21 protein-coding genes, 1 other RNA gene and 3 pseudogenes are annotated in these 20624 nt (G+C 43.4%); 13 read left to right on the forward strand and 12 right to left on the reverse strand.

Annotated elements, in window-relative coordinates:
- From ACM0OZ_RS43420 to ACM0OZ_RS43435, 4 genes and pseudogenes are all read right to left on the reverse strand, one after another.
- Positions 1-329: pseudogene (locus ACM0OZ_RS43420) on the reverse strand (hypothetical protein); the annotation flags it as partial.
- A 54-nt stretch (positions 330-383) separates the two neighbouring features.
- Positions 384-710 (reverse strand): WD40 repeat domain-containing protein, encoded by a 327-nt coding sequence (locus ACM0OZ_RS43425; RefSeq protein ID WP_414589108.1) that lies wholly within the window; start codon positions 708-710, stop codon positions 384-386.
- Positions 640-1080: a hypothetical protein gene (locus tag ACM0OZ_RS43430; RefSeq protein WP_414589089.1), complete on the reverse strand. Its 441-nt coding sequence runs from the start codon at positions 1078-1080 to the stop codon at positions 640-642. Before ACM0OZ_RS43430 ends, ACM0OZ_RS43425 begins: the two co-directional genes overlap by 71 nt.
- 30 nt (positions 1081-1110) lie before the next feature.
- Positions 1111-2250, reverse strand: coding sequence for a CHAT domain-containing protein (locus ACM0OZ_RS43435; RefSeq protein ID WP_414589090.1), 1140 nt, complete (start codon positions 2248-2250; stop codon positions 1111-1113).
- A gap of 707 nt (positions 2251-2957) precedes the next feature.
- On the opposite strand from ACM0OZ_RS43435, the gene ACM0OZ_RS43440 reads away from it, so the two are divergent.
- The 4 genes from ACM0OZ_RS43440 to ACM0OZ_RS43455 all read left to right on the forward strand — a co-directional run bounded on the left by ACM0OZ_RS43440 (position 2958) and on the right by ACM0OZ_RS43455 (position 5502).
- Positions 2958-3113 carry a hypothetical protein gene (locus ACM0OZ_RS43440; protein ID WP_414589091.1) on the forward strand — a complete coding sequence of 52 codons (156 nt, stop codon included), beginning with the start codon at positions 2958-2960 and terminating at the stop codon, positions 3111-3113.
- A gap of 707 nt (positions 3114-3820) precedes the next feature.
- The gene (locus ACM0OZ_RS43445; RefSeq protein WP_414589092.1) at positions 3821-4051 is read left to right on the forward strand and encodes a peptidoglycan-binding domain-containing protein; all 231 of its coding nucleotides are present in this window, start codon (positions 3821-3823) and stop codon (positions 4049-4051) included.
- A 60-nt stretch (positions 4052-4111) separates the two neighbouring features.
- Positions 4112-4612: a peptidoglycan-binding domain-containing protein gene (locus ACM0OZ_RS43450; RefSeq protein WP_414589093.1), complete on the forward strand. Its 501-nt coding sequence runs from the start codon at positions 4112-4114 to the stop codon at positions 4610-4612.
- A 329-nt stretch (positions 4613-4941) separates the two neighbouring features.
- Positions 4942-5502, forward strand: a complete 561-nt coding sequence (locus ACM0OZ_RS43455) for a peptidoglycan-binding domain-containing protein (protein ID WP_414589094.1) — start codon at positions 4942-4944, stop codon at positions 5500-5502.
- A gap of 30 nt (positions 5503-5532) precedes the next feature.
- Here ACM0OZ_RS43455 and ACM0OZ_RS43460 read toward each other — a convergent pair whose 3' ends face one another.
- Both ACM0OZ_RS43460 and ACM0OZ_RS43465 read right to left on the reverse strand, forming a co-directional pair.
- Entirely contained in the window at positions 5533-6771 is a 1239-nt protein-coding gene (locus ACM0OZ_RS43460) for an RNA-guided endonuclease InsQ/TnpB family protein (RefSeq protein ID WP_414589095.1), read from the reverse strand.
- Positions 6772-7008: 237 nt separating this feature from the next.
- Entirely contained in the window at positions 7009-8295 is a 1287-nt protein-coding gene (locus ACM0OZ_RS43465; RefSeq protein WP_414589096.1) for a ribulose bisphosphate carboxylase small subunit, read from the reverse strand.
- A gap of 349 nt (positions 8296-8644) precedes the next feature.
- Between ACM0OZ_RS43465 and ACM0OZ_RS43470 the strand changes: the two are divergent.
- Positions 8645-8927 (forward strand): annotated as a pseudogene (locus ACM0OZ_RS43470) (DUF2887 domain-containing protein); the annotation flags it as partial.
- 49 nt (positions 8928-8976) lie between these two features.
- Here the strand turns inward: ACM0OZ_RS43470 and ACM0OZ_RS43475 are convergent.
- The 4 genes from ACM0OZ_RS43475 to ACM0OZ_RS43490 form a co-directional block, all read right to left on the reverse strand.
- A complete protein-coding gene (locus tag ACM0OZ_RS43475; protein ID WP_414589097.1) occupies positions 8977-9597 on the reverse strand; it encodes a GDSL-type esterase/lipase family protein in 621 nt (206 codons plus the stop codon).
- A gap of 154 nt (positions 9598-9751) precedes the next feature.
- Positions 9752-10087 (reverse strand): ribulose bisphosphate carboxylase small subunit, encoded by a 336-nt coding sequence (locus ACM0OZ_RS43480; RefSeq protein WP_073631344.1) that lies wholly within the window; start codon positions 10085-10087, stop codon positions 9752-9754.
- Between the two features lie 341 nt (positions 10088-10428).
- Positions 10429-10851 carry a RuBisCO chaperone RbcX gene (gene rcbX / locus ACM0OZ_RS43485; protein WP_414589098.1) on the reverse strand — a complete coding sequence of 141 codons (423 nt, stop codon included), beginning with the start codon at positions 10849-10851 and terminating at the stop codon, positions 10429-10431.
- Between the two features lie 88 nt (positions 10852-10939).
- A complete protein-coding gene (locus tag ACM0OZ_RS43490; RefSeq protein WP_414589099.1) occupies positions 10940-12370 on the reverse strand; it encodes a form I ribulose bisphosphate carboxylase large subunit in 1431 nt (476 codons plus the stop codon).
- A gap of 469 nt (positions 12371-12839) precedes the next feature.
- On the opposite strand from ACM0OZ_RS43490, the gene ACM0OZ_RS43495 reads away from it, so the two are divergent.
- The 3 genes and pseudogenes from ACM0OZ_RS43495 to panB all read left to right on the forward strand — a co-directional run bounded on the left by ACM0OZ_RS43495 (position 12840) and on the right by panB (position 14461).
- Positions 12840-13373 carry a GNAT family N-acetyltransferase gene (locus ACM0OZ_RS43495; RefSeq protein ID WP_414589100.1) on the forward strand — a complete coding sequence of 178 codons (534 nt, stop codon included), beginning with the start codon at positions 12840-12842 and terminating at the stop codon, positions 13371-13373.
- Positions 13363-13554, forward strand: a pseudogene (locus ACM0OZ_RS43500) (transcriptional regulator); the annotation flags it as partial. The gene ACM0OZ_RS43495 and the pseudogene ACM0OZ_RS43500, both read left to right, overlap by 11 nt.
- 133 nt (positions 13555-13687) lie before the next feature.
- On the forward strand, positions 13688-14461 hold the full coding sequence (gene panB, locus ACM0OZ_RS43505) for a 3-methyl-2-oxobutanoate hydroxymethyltransferase (protein WP_414589101.1): 774 nt from the start codon (positions 13688-13690) through the stop codon (positions 14459-14461).
- A gap of 101 nt (positions 14462-14562) precedes the next feature.
- Here panB and ACM0OZ_RS43510 read toward each other — a convergent pair whose 3' ends face one another.
- Positions 14563-15135 carry a 2'-5' RNA ligase family protein gene (locus ACM0OZ_RS43510; RefSeq protein WP_414589102.1) on the reverse strand — a complete coding sequence of 191 codons (573 nt, stop codon included), beginning with the start codon at positions 15133-15135 and terminating at the stop codon, positions 14563-14565.
- A gap of 111 nt (positions 15136-15246) precedes the next feature.
- Between ACM0OZ_RS43510 and ACM0OZ_RS43515 the strand changes: the two genes are divergently transcribed.
- The 5 genes from ACM0OZ_RS43515 (at position 15247) to queF (ending at position 17334) form a co-directional block, all read left to right on the forward strand.
- Positions 15247-15513: a YciI family protein gene (locus tag ACM0OZ_RS43515; protein ID WP_414589103.1), complete on the forward strand. Its 267-nt coding sequence runs from the start codon at positions 15247-15249 to the stop codon at positions 15511-15513.
- Between the two features lie 36 nt (positions 15514-15549).
- Positions 15550-15646, forward strand: an RNA gene (gene ffs / locus ACM0OZ_RS43520) — signal recognition particle sRNA small type.
- 25 nt (positions 15647-15671) lie between these two features.
- Positions 15672-16061, forward strand: a complete 390-nt coding sequence (locus ACM0OZ_RS43525; RefSeq protein ID WP_414589104.1) for a phasin family protein — start codon at positions 15672-15674, stop codon at positions 16059-16061.
- 157 nt (positions 16062-16218) lie between these two features.
- Positions 16219-16623 carry a hypothetical protein gene (locus ACM0OZ_RS43530; protein WP_414589105.1) on the forward strand — a complete coding sequence of 135 codons (405 nt, stop codon included), beginning with the start codon at positions 16219-16221 and terminating at the stop codon, positions 16621-16623.
- 333 nt (positions 16624-16956) lie between these two features.
- Positions 16957-17334, forward strand: coding sequence for a preQ(1) synthase (queF, locus tag ACM0OZ_RS43535; protein ID WP_096564026.1), 378 nt, complete (start codon positions 16957-16959; stop codon positions 17332-17334).
- A gap of 514 nt (positions 17335-17848) precedes the next feature.
- Here the strand turns inward: queF and ACM0OZ_RS43540 are convergent.
- The coding region (locus tag ACM0OZ_RS43540; RefSeq protein WP_414589107.1) for a beta strand repeat-containing protein at positions 17849-20624 on the reverse strand (2776 nt) is incomplete at its 5' end.

Raw genomic sequence — 20624 nt, forward strand, 5'->3', positions numbered from 1 at the left:
GTGCTTATTGCTACTGAATTTACGGAGCCCTGATGACCTCTGAATGTAGCAACTTGCTTGCCCTTGCTATCCCACAACCGCACTGTGCCATCATCACCACCACTGACAATTGTTCGCCTGTCCGTGCTGATTGCTACTGAAGAGACGCGATCCTGATGACCTCTGAATGTAGCGACTTGCTTGCCCTTGCTATCCCACAACCGCACTGTGCCATCATAACTACCACTGACAATTGTTCGCCTGTCCGTGCTTATTACTACTAAATTTACGTAATCCTGATGACCTCTGAAGGTAGTGACTTGCTTGCCCTTGCTATCCCACAACCGCACTGTGCCATCATTACCACCACTGACAATTGTCTGTTTATTTGTGCTTATCGCTACTTACAACGCGTAACCATGATGACCTCTGAAGGTAGCGACTTGCTTGCCCTTGCTATCCCACAACCGCACTGTGCCATCATCACCACCACTGACAATTGTCTGCTTTTCCGTGCTTATTGCTACTGAATTTACGGAGCCCTGATGACCTCTGAATGTAGCAACTTGCTTGCCCTTGCTATCCCACAACCGCACTGTGCCATCTTCACCACCACTGACAATTGTTCGCCTGTCCGTGCTGATTGCTACTGACTTTACGTTACCCTGATGACCTCTGAATGTAGCGACTTGCTTGACTTTTACCCGGTAGAGGACGACGGGCGAGTTCAGGAATTAAACCTGCACACGCCAGGGAAGATTTACCAGAACCTGATGGTCCCAAAATTGGCAGCAAACGTAATGGCGCTTCTGTTTGAGTTGTGTTTTCGTGAAGAGTGCGAAACAGGTTCCACAGTTTTTCGATTTGTTTTTCTCGCCCAAAATAGCGATCGCCGTCAACCTCAAGAAAGGCAAGTAACCCTTTGTAAGGATTGGGACCTATTTCTCCTATGGTAGAAACTTTCTCTTCGTTTAGTTGACGCTCTTGTTGGTACTGGTAGATAACAACTTTATTGCCATCTCCAGAAATAATCGCACTGCTGATAGCATCCTTTTCAATCCTAATGCTGCGATCCTCTCCCCTCAAAGTGCTGCTACTCATCGATTTTGCCTCTATATCAATGCACTCTTGTTAAATTCCCAAACCAACGATACTCAGTAGCTTATGCCAGTTCTTTCCTAACCAAGCTGTTGTTTTGGTTAGGTGAGGTTTAAGTTTTTCAACTATAAAAGCAAATCCCTCAGCCCTCTTGGCATAATCAAACGCTCGTAAGAATGCCTTCCCCACCTCATCTTTATCCGGCTTGGGCTTGTTTACCTCTTCTTGGGCATCAGCAAAGGCATTCTCAATTTTGCGACGATCCGGACTTTCCAGCAATGCGATTGCTTCATGCAGCGCATTTAGTTCCGCCCGAATATCAACACTTTCAGGCGCAGGTAAACTTACTGGCTGAAATTGTATATTGGCAACGTTGCGATCGCCTGAAAGAATGGCGCTACCTGTGACATTACCCCCGATAGAAACAGAGCGGTTTTGTCCAACCTTGTAATCATCACCCATAGAATCATCCTTAAAAGATTTTCCGGGTATTACGTTCTGTAAATTTGTTGTGATTTCTCTTTGATTTCGACGCCGTCTTGCTTTGAGGACAGGTGTTAAGTCCTCTGGAATTCCTTGTAAATCAAGCAAAGTACAACCAACTGCAAAACATTCCTCTATAAGGAGACCAGCACCCAACGCATCATAAAATCCAGTAGCAAATTTAATCGCGGCGACATCCCCAATCGCCCGATTCATACCCACAACATAATCAATATGTTGATGAATTGCTTCTGCTTGGTCTTTTGAATAGCAAGCATTGAGGAAAACACACGAAATCGTGTCTTGATACAACCCGAATAACCTAGCCAGGGCTTGTGTACTGACCAGTTGTACTTGTCCAAAATTATTTTCCAAAGCTAAGCCATTGTTACCATCACCATGCCCACAAAAGTGAACGATAGTCGGCTGGTATTCTAACAGCGCACGATGCAGGTCTTCAACTCGTGTCGCCCACCTAGTAACGATTTCAAATAAGGAGCGATTTTTGGCACGTTGTAGCGCCGTATGTATTTCCCGTACTTCCTCATCCAGTCGTAACCGAGAGGTATTTGTGGGATTGGCAGCCAGAATCAGAATTGTTTTGATATGCGTGTTATTACTCTTAAAATACCTTATATCGGGTGCTAAGGTTGACTTTAATATGCGGCATGAAAATATCGTTGCACACACAACAGATTGCACTTTTTGTGAAGTACAAACATACCCCACCCGCGCACATCAAGCACCCTTCCCGATGCTTTGGCGAGGGTTGGTTCGGGGTGTACTTCATTTAGATGCAAAGTGCTGTAAAAACTTAGCCGAAGCTAAACTTTTACTTCTTTTTATAGGTGAATTTCTAGTTGACTTATGTAGTTGCCGAAACTTAGGCAGTACTGAGCAAAGGGATTGTACCATGCTATAAGGTATGGAAAAATTTTCCCATACCTAGTAATCTGTCACACCAACCTTGAAAGCTTGTAGTAACGGCTTGAGCTTTTTCCAAAGCACTCTTCGTTGTTACTACGAACTCCTCATAGTTTCTGTGTCAGAGTACTAGTTAGATGCACATACTAGTTCTTCAATAAAAATATCATGCATTCCAGAATATTTATGAAAGAAAGGGGCATTTTCGTGGAACGTACGCTTTATACGGGTTATTTTCGACGGCTTACGAGCGCAAGCTTGTCAAAAATAACCCGCAGCTATGAAAGTAATTAAAATAAACGCCCTTAAAAATATTTTGTAAATACCAACTTTTAACATAAAGCTGGTAAAACGATGAGAATCAGGCATACTGATGGTAACGCTAACTCTTGTTCCGTCTAGTTTCGTCGTATGTCTGCACGCTCATACCTTACCCAATCCCCAATCATCGAAAGTTGGTAAAACGGAAAAAAGTGAGCCTGCTGTCTCTAGGCGTAAGTCTCCGAATCAACGCGGATATGAGGATGTGCGATCGCACAGGTGCCAGAAGGGAGGCGATTGCCCAAGGGGCAGAAGGGAGGCAATCGCAGGAATATCTCTTCCCCTGTTTGGTTAAAACAGAGAAGTAAAAAGCTGAAATCTATATAGGATAAGCTTTAAGAGCCTCTATTTGCTTTGTATGCAGAGTTCTCGACTCAATGCCCTTGAGACACATGAGAAACAGGAGTTAGGAGCATCTCCCCTAGCTTTCAACCACACTCTGCTTTTTGATGACAACCATTTTTTACGACGGCACTAATCTGTCACCAATGACAAATCATAGTCACTGTACACCAACCATCACACACATATATCAATACCATCTTCAGTATTTTTACTAATTTTTAATAAAACAAATACATATTTACTATAAGCTTAAGAATGTTTTTGGAATTCCGAAGATAACAAATTTACCAAAATTATGGAAAATCACTACTCTTTGTAGCTGATTTTTTCAACAGCAGAAATCCTTAAATCTTTACCAAGATAGGGTTTTGAGAAAATGATGGCAAAACAACGTTAAATTTTATTGTAATTTTCTAAACTACGGTAGTCACAATTGAACTTTTAATACAAAATAAATTTATACATTGGGCAAGCGTTGTTGAGTTCATTGCTGCCTATGCACCTTATTTGTGCAACAGCGCATTGATACCTTGCTAACTCACAAACAACGCGTATATCCGGATGTGTAGCGACCAAGCGGCTGCGTTTCCCATGCCCTTGTTATTGTAGGTGCATTGTCTCATCAGTTCATTTTCAATTAGACCGAACACGAGTTACACAGGACAATATCATGAGTAGCACCCTAATTCTCAAGGAAGGTTCAACGGGACAACAAGTTATAAACTTGCAATACGTCTTAAACAGACAAGGGTTTTATTCTGGTTCTCTTGACGGTATTTTCGGACCGAAAACCAAAGCAGCTGTGGTTCAGTTTCAGCGCAATCACGGTCTTCAGGGTGATGGGATTGTGGGAACAGCTACTTTGAAGGCTTTAGGTAATTTAGAGGGTATAGGCGGCTAGTTGACCGTTAGTGTTGATTGAATTGCAAAATTCTGTAAAAAGTTTTAAAAGGAGAATATCATGACTACCACGACTTCTATCCTCCCTCTTAAAGAAGGGTCAAGCGGATATCCAGTTACCGTCATACAAGGATTCTTAAAAACACTCAAGCTATATTCAGGTGCAACTGATGGTATTTTTGGTTCGCAAACAAAAGCTGCTGTGATCAAGTTTCAGCAGAATAACAAGCTGACTGCTGATGGCGTTGTCGGACCAAGAACGGCGATCGCATTAGACAATGCAGTGTGGGTATCACAGAAAAAGACTCTACAAGAAGGCTCAAAAGGAGATGAAGTCCGAGACTTGCAGGAACTTTTAAGCAACTACTACAAAGAAGTTAAGATTGATGGCAATTTTGGACCGAAGACTAAAGCGGTGGTTGCAGATTTTCAAAAGGCTAGGGGTCTTAAGGCTGATGGAGTGATGGGACCACTGACTTGGGCGTCTTTATACACTCTGATTACCCATGATATTCCAGAAGATCAGCGAATTGCACAAATTTTTTCTGAAGAAGCCTGCTAATAGGATAGTGCCATAAAAAGAGATTGTACATTTGATGGGTGAAGACTAAGCTTCACTTTTATTATGGTGCGTTGACTAAGTGTTACGCACCTACTTATACCAACTCTCTGTAACAATGCGCTTATAATTACCCCCCGCCTACGGCGTCCCCCCAAGGCATCGGGGGGACTACAGGGGGGTGGAATTAAGCTTAACTTTATAGAGAAATGGTATTCTTTAAGATTTTCTTTATCAATTTGTTTTCATAAGTTCGTAGTGAGAACTTTAGTCCTCATTTTTCGTCAGGAGTAAAGTCCTCACTACAAACAACTTTAACAAAGGAAAGTATCATGACTACAACTTCCGTGATTCTTAAAGAAGGCTCAGGAGGAGCAGAAGTCACCAAGCTACAAGAAGCATTGAAAAAACTCAATTTTTACTCTAGTGCTGCTGATGGTATTTTTGGACCACAAACCAAAGCAGCTGTGATTAAATTTCAGCAGGCGCAAGGGCTTGTTGCTGATGGAATTGTTGGTCCTACAACATGGTCTAAATTGAATGAACTACTGAAGAAACAGCCAGTAACTAGATGGCGGCGGATGACAGAAGTAGAGGAGATAAAAGAAATTAAATCACTGATTAACAGTCGGCTGGGTGTAGCTGCGCTGAATCAAGTAGCATTAGAAAACTTTGTTGGTTTTGATTGCACTAGACGCTTTTATATCAACGAAGAATTTGGTGGTTTCCAAACCCTGATGCGGGTTAAGTGTAGTACACCAAGAGGAGCATCTACCGCGATCGGCTACGACGAAATCCGAATTATCTTCAATCGCTTTGAAGGCAATATTGAGAATTTTGACATCGAGCGAGTCTCAGAAGAAACTGCTGCAAAGATTGTGCTACCAGATTAGTTTTCACCAAAACAGTGCTGAGTGAACTACCTACACTCCCCCCAGGGGTGAGTGTAGGTTTCCCAATTCATTGGGGATTGCCTCAGACTTGGTGGATTTTTTACGTCCAGAAGACTTTGGTCTTACATCCCCTCGGTGGGCAGAAGCGCTAGTTCCTAACGCCCATAATCGCAATCCTTCATTTCTAATATTAATTGCAGCGTTGATGTCTCTATCATGCTGATGCAGGCAGTGTGGACAATCTACAAACCTTACACCCAATGAATCATATCCATTTTGTAGCATTGGGATTGGTAGCAGAGTCTCGCTACACAGTTGAGACGATGGGAAAAACCGACCTATTTCTTGATAAGTATGCCCAAATTTCTCAGCTTTGTATTTAAGCATGGTTAAAAATATTCCCCAACCTTGGTCACTTATTGATTTTGCCAGATTAGGATTTTTAACCATATTCTTAACTGCCAAATTTTCCACACAAATCACTTGGTTTTCGTATGCTATTTTGCGAGATAGCTTGTGTAGAAAGTCCTCTCTGACTCTAGTTATTTTGCTAGATACTTTTGCAACTAAATGTTTAGCCTTTTGACGTTTATTAGAGGTCTTATCGGTTTTTCTGGATAATTTCTTTTGTTTGCGCTTTCTGTTTTTCTCTAACTTAGCCAATCTCTTCTTAGGTAAGTCATACTTTGACCCGTTAGAAGTTACAGCAAAATTCTTCAAGCCAAGGTCAACTCCGATAGCTTCATTAATTGAAACTATTGGTTCAGACTCTTGGTTAAAAAGAATAGAAGCGTAGTATCTACCATCAGCATTTTTTGATATGGTTACAGTTGTGAATTTTGCGTTACTGTGTTCTCTATGAAATACGGCTTTAACCATCCCCAATAACCCAGGGAACTTAATCACACAATCCCCTGGCATTAACTTTACGTTTTGAGGATATTGAATCGCTTGCTTACCATGTTTAGATTTAAAGTTTGGGTATTTAGCACGTCCCTCAAAGAAATTAACAAACGCACTTGAAAGATTGAAGGTTACTCGTTGCAACACTTGACTGTAGGCAAGCCCTAACCATTCGTATTCCTTCTTTAACCCTGGCAACAACTTGTCCATTGCAGCTTTAGAAAGACCCTTGCCCGTTTCTTTATACGCTGTGGTTGTGGCATTTAGCATATAATTCCACAACCATCGAGTATTGCCGAAACATTGAGCTAGATATGATTCCTGCTCGTCAGTTGGATAAATTCTAACTTTAACTGCTCTATACATGGCATCGACCTTACCGTGTTCATATATTCATGATAACAGAACAATTTAAGATTAAGGGAAGTTGGCAAAAACTGTTCGTTTCCGACCTGTCCTCTTCCCTCGCCTTCCGGCATTGGTCAGAGGACTGTCGTCAACTCACGCGCAATTCATCTCACGCTGCCCTATTGGGTCAAACGTGAGATGAATTGCTGTTTTAGGTAAAAATTACTCAGTACTCAGCACTCTAAACTCAGGACTTTAGTGACTAGCAACTTTCCCATTCGGGCGTTGAATAATCTTTTCTACCACCCGCCGCTTCGCCTTTGGATCTATTCCTACCAAGCGCACATACTCATCGCTGTACTCTGTTAAACAAGATTCCAAAGCCGATATTGCATCTGATTTGCCATCAATTGTACCAATCGGGCAACTTTGCCAAGAACCTGTGCGGAAGCGTCGTTCGTCTACATGTTCAATGGCTATTTTGTAACCCTGTGACAAAATTTCACGTATCTGTTCTTGTGTCTCCAGAGTTAAATGGGTATCTGATAGCTGCTGTTTTTGGTGTCCATTGGCTCTTTCCAATGGCTTTGAGCTATTGGTTAATTGATTGGGTACTGGTGCAGGAGCAGGTGGTGGGGGTGCAGGTTGATAATTTCCGCCTCTATTCAACCGATTGTACTCATCAACCAATTGGGAATTTTCTACCCGTTTTTGTTCACCAACCATCAAGTTACCCATCTCAATTAAGTGAGACAAGCTGAAATTAGGCTTTCTAAATTGCGGCGGTCCTTCGGTGCTGTTAACCACACGCTGGGATATGCGCTCAATTCCTATTTCATGTATAAAGTGACGAATTTGTTCGTCGTAAATTTGGGAACGCAAAGCGCTGAAAAAGTCTATTGATTGATGGGAGAAAGTATCAACTAACTGTTCAATTTCCCGGCGTGACAGTCCATCTGGTTCAAAAATCCCGCCGACAATTCCCACCTTGTCATCGCGGTCTGGTTCCCAGTAAAATTTCTCCATCCGACCATCCCGAATTAATGGCGCATACAGGGTGGAGAAATCATTGCCTGTCACAATAATCGGTACACGATGTAAAGGCGTTGCGTCGTAACTACCGGGAAGTTGAACATCGGTGGGGTTATCAGCAATATTCATCAGTGTGGCATTCACCAACTGAGTATTGACCGTGTACTGAGTGCCTTCATCAAAGCGTCCAGCGCCTGCATCCAAATCGTTAATCATGATCACGCACATTCTGCCGCGCACGCGGATGAGTTCCGCTGTTTCTCGATAGCGCAGACGAATCAAACGTGCTGGATCTCCAGCATCTGGACTTTCCAGTTCGCCGCCAGAGATGTGAGTTACTTCGATACCCATTCTCTCGAAGACTAACTCACATTGAAAAGACTTGCCCTCGCCTTTGCGTCCGTGAATACCCAAAATTAAGGGGACTCGGACACCAGGAAGGTCAAGGTAGTTTTTAGTGATGTGAACCGCAAGTTTATCTAAAAAGCGAGGAGAAATATAGTAACTCATGAATCTTTACAGATAATTTCAAGCCCTGATAGGGATTAGTGACTGTTGCCAACCGAAAATTGATACCAATTTAAGGATAAGTTAATTTGCTTAAAATAATATTAATTTTTTATGGCTACTATTTTTCATTGATTTTGATTGAAAAGCAATTTTTTCTTTTTATCTAAATCATTGGACTGGGTTATGTGATTTGAACTACATATTTGATTCTCTATCATAAGTAGAGGCAAGACTAGAAAGGCAAAGAACAGATTTTATGGTAGTCCTAACTTGATGAAAGGGACGATACCGCCCTTGCGGGCGATCGCTTGTCTGTAAGGTATATTATGAAATAAAAACTCCACCGAGAGTGAAAACCGACAGCATCTTTTATCGCCTTTTCCAAAGCTTCCCTAGTGTTTTTTTTTGAACTCATCAACCAATTACCTCACTTAGCTGATACCTATCAATTTTCATCTGTTGAAATCAAACAGCTCGCCTTTAGAATTGATGGCGTTTTCCTCCCAGCGGCGGATGCACCTGAACTCCCCCTATACTTTGCTGAACTCCAGTTTCAAGCTGATAAAAAGTTTTCTTCTCGGTTTTTCGCGGAAATTTTGAATTATCTTGACAAAGTAATCAAACAAAACTCTCAAAAGCAGCCGCGACTTTGTCTATGGACTTTTTTCCAGAATGCGTTTATTATTTAAACCAATTTAACCAGGCGTCCCAATTTTCCACGATTTGGGCAAATTCTGCATAGCCTCCTGATCTGGGATGAGCACCATCATTAGCTTTTGCCTCATCTATCCAAATCTTTGACTTGGACAATATCGGAAAAACATCTAAATAAGGCACATTCAATTCATGACACACATGAGCAAACTGTTTAGATAAATCGGTCGTTCTTTGCTTTCTCTGATTATCTTCGGTATCCGCATACGGCGCTGGACCAACCATCAAAACAGGATATAACTGTTTAGCTTCATTTAAAATTTTGTAGGTATTTTCGATTGATTTTGTAAATTCAACACGAGTTTTACCGTTTTCCACTGTTGTGTCATTCAGTCCAAAAGAAAACACAATTCTGCCGTCGTATTCTTTAGGTAGCCGAAGTGATACTTCTTGTAACCAACGATTTGCTATATCAGTACTCGTATTCCGCCTAATTCCTAAATTATAGTAGGTAATGTCATAGCCTTTTTTATTCGCATTAACACATATTCTTCCTGTCCACCCAAGGCACTCAGGATCACCAGTCCCGTTGACAAAAGAGTCGCCAACAAAACAGATTCTTACTTCTGGTAGATGTGCTACATTCATAAAACTTTCTTTTCTATCTGTTCTATTACCAAGAACGCTAAAATACCTCACACCTTTTAAGAGTAAAAAAGAGAGGTAGATAAACTTACCTCTCTTATTGGGGGATAGAAAAATTACTTACAGGTTTATCACAATGAATTCCAACTTATCAGCTTTAGTATCTGCTGCTATTGGGCTTGTGAACGATAAAGCTGAGAACTTGGCACTGCTTGATGTTGTCAAAACCCACCACGCGGATAAAGTTGTTGCCGTACTGAGAACGGCAAGCTTGAACTTCGTTTACTACTTCTTGAGTAGATCTTGCATTAAACAAAGGCAGTTTCCACAGAGTCCAGTAATATACTGTCGGCTCCGAATTCTCGTTAAACTCAATCGCCGGAATGTAACCTTGGTTCAGAATGTACTGGATTTGCTTGGCAATCTGAGCATCACTGAGGGGAGGCAAGTAGGAAAGGGTTTCGTAGCGACGCTCTTTTGGTAGGGTTTGCATAAGTAATGATAATGGGTTGTGGTTGATATCAGTTATCAGTTATCAGTTATCGTTTGTTAACTGTTAACTGTTAACTGTTCATCGAAAATTATGGGTCTGAAACCCCGTGCTAGAAGCACGGCTTTACATTTGAATGCTGGTTTTTAAATGGATATAATCCCAGGAACCAGCTTTCCCCGTAATTAGTCCCCTCGCCCACCTAATCCAAGATGCTTGGCATTACCCAACGCCTGACCAATCAGGCTTAGAGATAAATCCGAACTAGGGAAGCATTCGGAAGTCTGTACCAGGACTAGGCTCAATTGGGCTATTCACCGCTTACGTTGTCCAAATTGGTTTGGTCAATCCTCGTCCCTTTTAGGGCGAGGTTGGTGAATGTTTGGATCTGAAGTTGCTTGCTGTTCTGGTTCAGGACTGGGAGTTGATGTATTTATTTGCGTGATTCGCTCAAGATGCTGGCGACGGTGTTCCATATTGCCTTGCTGAATGCCAGTGCGAACCATTTCGGGTAAGTATTCAATGACTTGTTCCGCGATGTGTTCTCTAACAGTCATGATCCGCAAAGCCAATTCGGGTTTCTCTTGGAACAGTTGCCTAATATATGCTTCTCCGTCCTGAATTTTGTCAGCGGAAAAGCGCTGTAGCCAAAGTGCCAAGGGAGGATTTGTTTCGCTAATTTGAGCCAACACCGTTTTCAGTGCCTGATAAGTCAGGTAACTTTGCAGCGTCTTGGCTGTGTCCTTCGCAATTTGCTTGATATCCATGCTTGACCCCAGCCCCTTGAAGAATGAAGAGTGAAGATAAAAGAATGAAGAATAACTTCTATCTTCATTCTTCTATCTTCTATCTTTCTCAGACGGTATCGACTGCTTCAAACTCGAACTTGATTTCCTTCCACAGTTCACAAGCAGCAGCGAGTTCAGGAGACCACTTAGCAGCTTCGCGGATAACGTCGTTACCTTCACGAGCCAGGTTGCGACCTTCGTTACGAGCTTGGATACAAGCTTCCAGAGCGACGCGGTTAGCGGTAGCGCCAGGAGCGTTACCCCAAGGGTGACCGAGGGTACCACCACCGAATTGCAGCACGGAGTCATCGCCGAAGATTTCCACCAGCGCTGGCATATGCCAAATGTGGATACCACCGGAAGCTACAGCCATCACACCAGGCATAGAAGCCCAGTCTTGGGTGAAGTAGATACCGCGAGATCTGTCTTGCTCAACATAGTTTTCGCGCAGCAGGTCAACGAAGCCCATTGTGATACCGCGCTCACCTTCGAGCTTACCAACTACGGTTCCGGTGTGGATGTGGTCACCACCAGACATCCGTAGCGCCTTAGCCAAAACACGGAAGTGGATACCGTGGTTCTTTTGACGGTCGATAACGGCGTGCATAGCGCGGTGGATGTGCAGCAGAATGCCGTTGTCACGACACCAGCGAGCCAATGTGGTGTTCGCGGTGAAGCCTGCTGTTAGGTAGTCGTGCATGATGATGGGCATTTTGAGTTCTTTAGCGAACTCTGCCCGCTTCAGCATTTCTTCACAGGTAGGAGCGGTGACGTTCAGGTAGTGACCTTTGATTTCACCAGTTTCCGCTTGTGATTTGTGGATAGCGTCTGCAACAAACAAGAAGCGATCGCGCCAGCGTTGGAATGGTGCAGAGTTGATGTTTTCGTCGTCTTTTGTGAAGTCTAGACCACCGCGCAAGCACTCGTATACAGCGCGTCCGTAGTTCTTAGCAGACAGACCCAACTTGGGCTTAATCGTACAACCCAACAGAGGACGACCGTACTTGTTCAGTTTGTCACGCTCTACTTGGATACCGTGTGGAGGTCCTTGGAATGTCTTGAGGTAAGCAACAGGAATCCGCAAGTCTTCCAAACGCAGTGCTTTCAGGGCTTTGAAACCAAATACGTTACCTACAATTGAGGTAAACATATTGGTGACAGAGCCTTCTTCAAACAGATCCAGAGGATAGGCAACGTAAGCAATGAATTGGTTGTCGTCGCCGGGAACTGGCTCGATGTCATAGCAACGACCTTTGTAGCGATCTAGGTCGGTGAGCAAGTCCGTCCATACGGTTGTCCAAGTACCGGTGGAAGACTCAGCAGCTACTGCAGCACCTGCTTCTTCTGGTGGAACTCCTGGCTGGGGTGTAACGCGGAATGCCGCTAAAATGTCTGTATCTTTGGGTGTGTAATCTGGGGTGTAATAAGTTAATCTATAATCTTTTACCCCTGCTTGATACCCTGTTTTTGTCTGAGTCTTCGTTTGAGCGTAAGACATAGTTCCCTTCCAAGAAGTTTCTCTTTTTATTTAACAAATCACGTGTTGTGCAACTTTCCCTCACCTCAAACTCCTCCCCTGTATGTGGGGGACAGATAAGGAAAAATCGTTTGTTAGGGGTTGCTTATTGCAAAAAGTTGCTGTTTTTCTGCAACTACTGACGGAAATTCACAGATTGATCAGTGAAAGACACAAGTCGCACATCACGTTCTTTGTAGCCTGTTTCACAATATATCAAGAATGTCATAAGTTATTCTTTGAATATTTTTAACTTTTGTATTTAAATTTGTTATTAATGAAACTTTTTAACATTTTATTAAGAAAGCTTTACAAAATGCATGTAATAATAGTGAGCTTTCAATTAGGGGTGTAAGAGTGTAGGGGCGTAGCGCTGTATCTCCTGTAGGTGTACGGGAAAAGAATTCCCTCACTCGTCTACACCTCTATAGCTAACAGAAACATTCCTAAAATGCTTATTCCTGAAATTGAAACCCAACGCCTGCTGCTACGCGGATTCCGTGAAGAAGACTTTGATGCTTACGCCGAGATGTGCGGCGACCCCGATGTCATGCGCTACCTCCCCGAAGGCAAACCTCTATCCCGCCCTGAGTCTTGGCGACATATGGCAATAATGCTTGGTCATTGGCAACTACGAGGATATGGTATGTGGGCGGTTGAAGAACGTTCTAGCGGTGAAATGATTGGTCGGATTGGCTGCTGGCAATCGGAAGGCTGGCCCGGATTTGAGATTGGCTGGACGTTGCGGCAAGCTTATTGGCGACGTGGCTTTGCAACAGAGGCAGCAAGACCAGCAATGGATTTTGCTTTTGGCAAGTTGCAGCAATCCCATGTGATAAGTTTGATACGTCCAGAAAATTATGCTTCAAGGCGAGTTGCCGAGAAGTTAGGGGAAAAACTGGAAGGGACGATGGAAATCTTTGGAGATGAGGTGGTCATTTACGGAATGAGTCGGGAAGATTGGCTAACCATAACGAATTGCTAAAGATGGTAGTGTCTGGGTCTATGCTGGGTTTGCTACGATTAAATCCATATACTCAAGCAATGCTCAGAGCAAGTTCCCAGTCTTCCTTGTAGCCGTGTTTTCAGCATTGCTTCTGAGGCTCGGTAATAAGTTATGGATTGGTACCAGTGAAGGTCTAGCTTGGTTCATGCCCAAAATTTAAGGCACAAAACCTGATCTAGCTTTGACTGGCACCGTCAAATAAACAAGATGGGGAAGATGAGGAAGTATTTTTTCCAGTATCACCCCCCACCGCCCCCACTTTCCCCATTCCCTCCTAACTCTTGAGTGAAACAATGGCTGTCACAACCCGACAATTAATCGAATGGAAACAAAAGGGACGCCCAATTGTGGCGTTGACTGCCTGGGATTATGCGATCGCTCAGATCTTAGATACTGCTGGAGTAGATTTAATCCTTGTGGGAGATACGCTGGCAGTGGTATTAGGGTATGAAACAACACTGCCAATTACTTTAGAAGAAATGCTTCATCATGCCAAAGCAGTGCGTCGCGGTGTGAAGCGAGCATTAATGGTCGTAGATTTACCATTTTTAACGTATCAAGAAAGTCCTCAGCAAGCGATCCACTCTGCGGGACGTGTGCTTAAAGAAACGGGCGCTCAAGCAGTAAAGTTAGAGGGTGGCTCAAGAGCAATGGCAGAAACCGTTGCCCGTTTGGTGCAAGCAGGAATTCCGGTGATGGGTCATGTGGGTTTGACACCGCAATCTATACATCACACGGGTTTGCGTCAACAGGGGAAAACAGAAGAAGCAGGGGAAAGGATATTACAAGAGGCGATCGCCCTAGAACAAGCGGGTGCATTTTGTATAGTGTTAGAGCATATACCCCCTGAGTTAGCATTACATATTACACAAAAAGTCAGTATTCCCACGATTGGCATAGGTGCAGGTCCCCACTGTGATGGTCAAGTATTAGTGACATCAGATGTACTTGCACTTTCAGAAAAGCAACCACCATTTGCCAAAGTTTATACTAATTTGCGGGAGACGATTACCAAAGCTGTCCAGGATTACAGTACTGAGGTGAGGGAGCGAAAATTTCCAGAATAGTGATTCGTAGTGAGTGCAAACTCAATTCACCACGAACAACTTCTTGTCCCTAACACCCATGCCAGAATATACACAATTGCGACTACTTTGACGATTGCAAACTAGCCACTTAAACCATCAAAAGACAAAAACGGAAACTCAGTTTTCACATTCCACCGCCTGCCATCGTGCAGCAACAGCGTTAAGTTAGAAGCAGTAAACTCAAAATACAGCTGACGCTTTTCAAATTCCGACCAAGCCGCTTTAAAGTTTTGCTTTGTTAAATCTTTAAACGCAACCGTCATGTGGGGAGCAAAGGCACGAGTTTTACCAACTTTGTCAACAATTCCCAAGTTGCTCTCCAGATGTGTCATCAAATCAGCGTGTAAAGCTAGCAATTGTGGACTTCTTACTACATCAATATAGATGACGCGAGGAGCAAAGGCAGCGAACCCACTCAGTGTGATGGGTACCGACTCTCGACTACTGGCGAAATCTTTAAGGCATTCTTCTAGTGCTGGTACGTCGGCATCTACCCATTCAAAAGGCGGTTGCAGGGTGATGTGCGGTGGAGATTTTTGTGCGTGACGACTGCCATACTGATCAGCAAAGTATTGCTTAATTTGGTTAGCGTAGTCTTGGATTTCCCTTGAAGGCAGGAGGGCTATAAAATAAAGTTTCTGTGATTGCAGCATTTATAAACAGTAGGAACAAACAATTGGTCAATTCATTTTTGTAAGGTAGCTTAAAAAGCAGACAATAGCCCTGAAAATATTACAGGATATGGTTTTGAGAGGTCGCAAGCAATGCCCTGGTTTGTAAAGATAGAAGAAGGCATAGTTGATAAGCCTACCTTTGACCAAAACGTAAGCGCCCATAAGGCTTACGTACAGGAGTTGATTGCTAAAGGACACAAAGCGAAAACTGGGTACTGGGGGCAAAGAGGCGGTGGCATGATGCTATTTGAAGCAAGCTCAATGGATGAAGCAGAAGCAATTGTGGCTCTTGATCCATTGGTAGAAAACGGCTGTGTCAACTATAAGCTTTACGAGTGGAAAATTGTCGTCGAATAATACACAGTCAGAAAATTTAATGCTATTGTGTTTATAGACCTGGATCTACGCGGCAGCAACGCCCAAACTTTGTCAGGACCGGAAGGTAGCAGCAATACGGGATGCTTGTAGCAGGCGTAGTCTCCGGGTCGCCCCATTTTAGGAGCGCATGAGCGACAATGCCCGGTTTTGGAGATGTTGTAAAAAAAGCTTTTTACCTTGGTGTTGGGTTGGCTTCTTACGCGGGAGAAAAAGCAGGTGGGACAATAACCGAACTGCGATCGCAAGTCCAAAAGCTGGCAGATGAAATGGTTGCACGGGGCGAAATGACGACAGACGAAGCCCGCCGCTTAGTCGAAGAAATGATGAAGCAAGCCCAACAAGCACCGACATCTGATGTCACAGCTCATAAAACACCTCCCTCTGAACCGCGCCGCATCGAAATCATAGAAGAAGATGAAGAGCCAACTACCGTAAAAGTTACCCCACCCACTGAGGATGTGGATAAATTACGGGATCAAGTCAGACAGATGCAGGAAGAACTGCGTAGGTTGCAACGCGATAAGTAGTTGGAAATGATCTGGTAGTAGCACTCAGAGTCGATTACCAAAATATTTGCACATAATGTTAAATTTTTATTTAAAAATAAAGCTTAGGGTGTACAAAAGTGCTTCAAGCCATGTAGCATTAAGCGTCCAGTAAATAACTCATAAGGACGTCAGGTTTATGGAAAAGTGGCAAAAAGAGTTTTGGGACATGATAGAAACAGTGGCTGATGAAGTGGAAAGCTTCTTCCTGGAGATGACGGAAATGGTAGACTCATTTTTTGAGTTAACCGAAGAAATTACCGAGCAAGTACAAAATACCATCACCACTGAGTTGGAGCAGTATTTGCAAGAACTCGCTGATCCAATTATGGAAGTTTACTGGGAACTCGAAGACGTTATCATAGATGATGTCGATCTGGGTTTTCCTTATTCAGTGGAACCCTGTCCGGAAAAAAATGCCGCCTGTATCGGTTGTCGTCACTACCACGGTCAAGTATATAGTGGGAATTTGTTAGTTTGCGGTATGCATCCCTACGGTTGGGAAGATGAGAATTGCCCAGACTGGGAGCAGGAAGAGTTATGAGTTTGGTGTGAGTAGTTAGTGGTACTTTGACAACTAACTACTACAGCAATCCCATTTAGATGATCAATACTCATTTTTTTAAACTCATTTTTTTAAAAAACCACTAAAGCTTCTGCGGAGGAAGTGCGCGAACGCGTAGCCTCTGGAACAGGAGAAGGAAGCGCTTTGGTTTGAAAGCGGGTGACGAATTGCACCCGTAGCGTGTGCGTCATTCTCAAGGCTACAACGCCAAGATTAACAGAGAAACGTTTTTGTTTACAAAGTGTTTAGGATTACTGTAAGAAATAACAACTAAAATAATCCGTAATCAATAAAAATTAAAGATTAAAGACTATGGAAATGAAATATGGAGAACGCAATATTGCGGAAGGACAACTGATCACATTTCCCAATCCGCGTGTAGGAAGACGATACGACATTAACATTACCTTGCCAGAATTTACTTGTAAATGTCCGTTTTCTGGCTATCCTGACTTTGCCACGATTCACGTTAGCTACATCCCTGATGAGCGGGTAGTGGAATTGAAGGCGCTCAAACTATACATTAATAGCTATCGCGATCGCTATATTTCCCACGAAGAAACTGCTAATCAAATCCTAGATGATTTTGTTGCCGCGTGTGACCCCTTAGATGTCACCGTTAAGGCAGATTTCACACCTCGCGGTAATGTGCATACAGTGATTTCAGTGCGACATCAGAAGAACGCTTAGAAATATTAGAGTAATATTACCAACACATAACACAACACAGATAACCAAGACAAGCCAACGTCAGCGTTGATAGTAATGCTGATGCTTTGCAGTCGTGGGTTAGACAAGATTTAGACAAGATATCGATACCGTCTTCCGAGTGGCGATCGCTATATTTCCTTACTTTTCACTCTTATCTGGAAAACCTCTCTCCAAACCTCTCTCCTGCAAGGAGAGAGGCTTTAAATTCTCCCCCTTCCCTTTTAGGGAAGGGGGGCTGGGGGGTTAGGTTTCGCGTTGGTTTTTCCACATGACGTGAAAAGTCAGCTATATTTCCCACCAAGAATCTGCCAATCATATCATGTCCGGCTAATTAGTTATGATTCCCACGTTAACTGCACCCCACCCCGCGCCGCCCCTCCCCGCTAGCGGGGAGGGGACGTGAAGCGTAGCTTTACAGGGGTGGGGTTCTTAAGACAGATAAGTATTCAGCCGGACTTGATATCACATCCTAGACGATTTTGTTGCTGCTGTTTCACGGTTTTGGGCAGCTAGCAGGAGTCGTCCCCATACGATTAGGATTGGATGCATGGGAGATGAGGGTAACTTGCCCTTTGCCGTTGAACACCCAACCTGTAGCAGGGACAATTTTCATAGCTTCAGGTTTAGACTGTGGTAACTCCGCAGGTTCCTTTTTCCCTTGCGGCTGTGTTGTGATAGCCCTAGTGCGAGTATCTGTCCATACAACATCAGTGCTGAGGGGTTCGTAGGGACTGGGGGGTAACCCGCCACGTCCGGTGACAGTAAACTTATTACCTTCTGCGTCAGCAAAGGCAGCACAGCTTGTGTCTATGACCTCTCGTATCTCTGCTAGCAGCGTGGGTAGTTCCACAAATCCTTTGCTGGGGTCAAAATCTGGCGTGTTGATAGTCACCTGACCGTCTAAAGCCAGATCGGTTTGGGAAAATGCTGTAATATCGTTGGTTGGTGAATTTTCAGGGTTCAATAACAGGCTGATAAAGTCTTCTCGACTACGCTGTTGAATGTTAAAATTACTTAAAGATGTGATTTTGATGTTGCCACCACCGCCACTAAATGCATTAGCGGTAATGTCGCTGTTTTCATTAGGGACAGTCACAATAAAGCCATTGGGAACATTGATGGTTATGTTGCCACCATCGCCAGTACCAGTTGCAGTGGTGGAAATGGAACTCTGACGACGCAACAAAAGTAAGTTTCCTATCTGTAGGTCAATATCTCCACCCCTACCTGTATTGCTTGCATTGCTACGAATACTCGAATCATCTTGCATTCGCAATTTCTTTGCACTAATGTAGATTTTTCCACCGTTAACCTCGCCACTAGTGTTTGTATTTATACTTGCAGACTTGAGATCAAAAGAGTCTGCGACATTAAAGTTGATTTCTCCAGCTTTACCTGTACTCTGTGTATTGCTTTGAATCTTCGCACTTTCAATCTGCACATTCTTGGCAGTGATGCTGATAGTTCCAGCATCACCTGTACTCTGTGTATTGCTATTAACCTCTGCGCTTGAAATCTGCCCATTCTTGGCAGTGATGCTGATAGTTCCAGCATCACCTGTACCAGAACTATTAGCATTTATACTTGCTTTGGTCACCCCAAAAGAGTCTCTGGCATTAATAAATATGTTGCCTGATTTACCCGAACCAGACGCAATGCTATTGATATTTCCATCAATCTGCACCTTGTTGGCATCAATCCTGAGAGTTCCAGCATCACCTGTACCAGAACTGTTAGCAGTTATAGCTCCATTAGTCACCGTAAAAGAGTCTCTGGCATTAATAAAGATGTCGCCTGATTTACCCGAACCAGACGCAATGCTCTCGATACCTCCAACTTCAATCTGCACATCTTTGGCATCAATCGTGATAGTTCCAGCATCAGCCGTACCTTTACTGTTAGTAGTTATACCTGCGCTGTTCACCTTAAAAAAGTCTGTAGCACGAATAGAGATGTTTCCTGGTTTACTGAAATTATCCGTATTACTTTGGAGAATTCCATCTTTAATCTGCAAATTATTAGCAGTAATGCTGATAGTTCCAACATTACCTGTGCCATAACTATTAACATTGATATTTGGACTGTTGAGTACAAAAGAGCCTCCATTCAAGCTGAGAGTTCCAGCATCACCTGTACCAGAACTGTTAGCAGTTATAGCTCCATTAGTCACCGTAAAAGAGTCTGTAGCATTAATAAATATGTTGCCTGATTTACCTGAATTAGACGCACTGGTATTGATACTTCCATCAATCTGCACCTTGTTGGCATCAATCGTGATAGTTCCAGCATCACCTGTACCTTCAGTGTTAGCATTTATAGCTCCATTGCCCTCCGTCAAAAAGTCTGTGGCTTTAATAGAGATGTTTCCTGATTTCCCTGCACCAGAGGTAGTGCTGGCTAGCTGACTGTTATCGCTAACTTCAAAAGAATTAGCTTCAACGTTTATCACTCCGCCATTACCTGCACCAGAGGTAGTGCTGGCTAGATTACTTGTACCGCTAACTTCAAAAGAATTAGCTTTAATGTTTATCACTCCGCCATTACCTGCACCATAGTTATCGCTGGTTAGCCCACTTCCACCGGTAAGAACAAAAGAATTAGCTTCAACGTTTATCACTCCACCATTACCTGCACCATAGTTATTGCTGGTTAGCCCAGTATTATTAACTTCAAAAGAATTAGCTTTAATGTTTATTGCTCCGCCATTCCCTGTAGCTGTAGAAGAGGTTTTGCTGCCTAGCCCACCGTAATCCCTGGCAACAAAAGAATTCTTAGCTATGACGGTAATGTCTCCCGCGCTTCCCGATGCTGTTGCCTGAGTTCCTCCACCACCGTTATTCTTCAACGTAATGTTGTTGGCTTCCAGCTTTATTTGTCCGCCATTGCCAGAACTGAAGCTGTTAGCGCCGATGTTGGATCTATCGAGATCGATCGCATCGCCAACAATGCTGATTTGTTGCCCATTTCTGTCGCCCAGTGTATCAGCTCGTACTATTGATTCAGAGGTTATATTGATATTTCTACCAGTAATTGCGATCGCACCACCGCCATCTCCTGTAGCACCCAGAAACGATTTCTCTGTTAACCCGATGTCTGCAAAACTGCTTGTGCCTTCATAACCCAGCTTCCAACCTTGTTCTATCGACGCGAGACTTACGGTTCCATTGCTGCCAACACTGCCGATTTCAATACGTCCTGCTGGTGACTTGAGAACGCCACCCGAAATTGACACATTCCCTCCCACCAGTGCTAAGGTTTTCCCCTCACTC

It is taken from the genome of Scytonema sp. PCC 10023, from assembly GCF_963920835.1.
GTDB lineage: Bacteria > Cyanobacteriota > Cyanobacteriia > Cyanobacteriales > Nostocaceae > Kalymmatonema.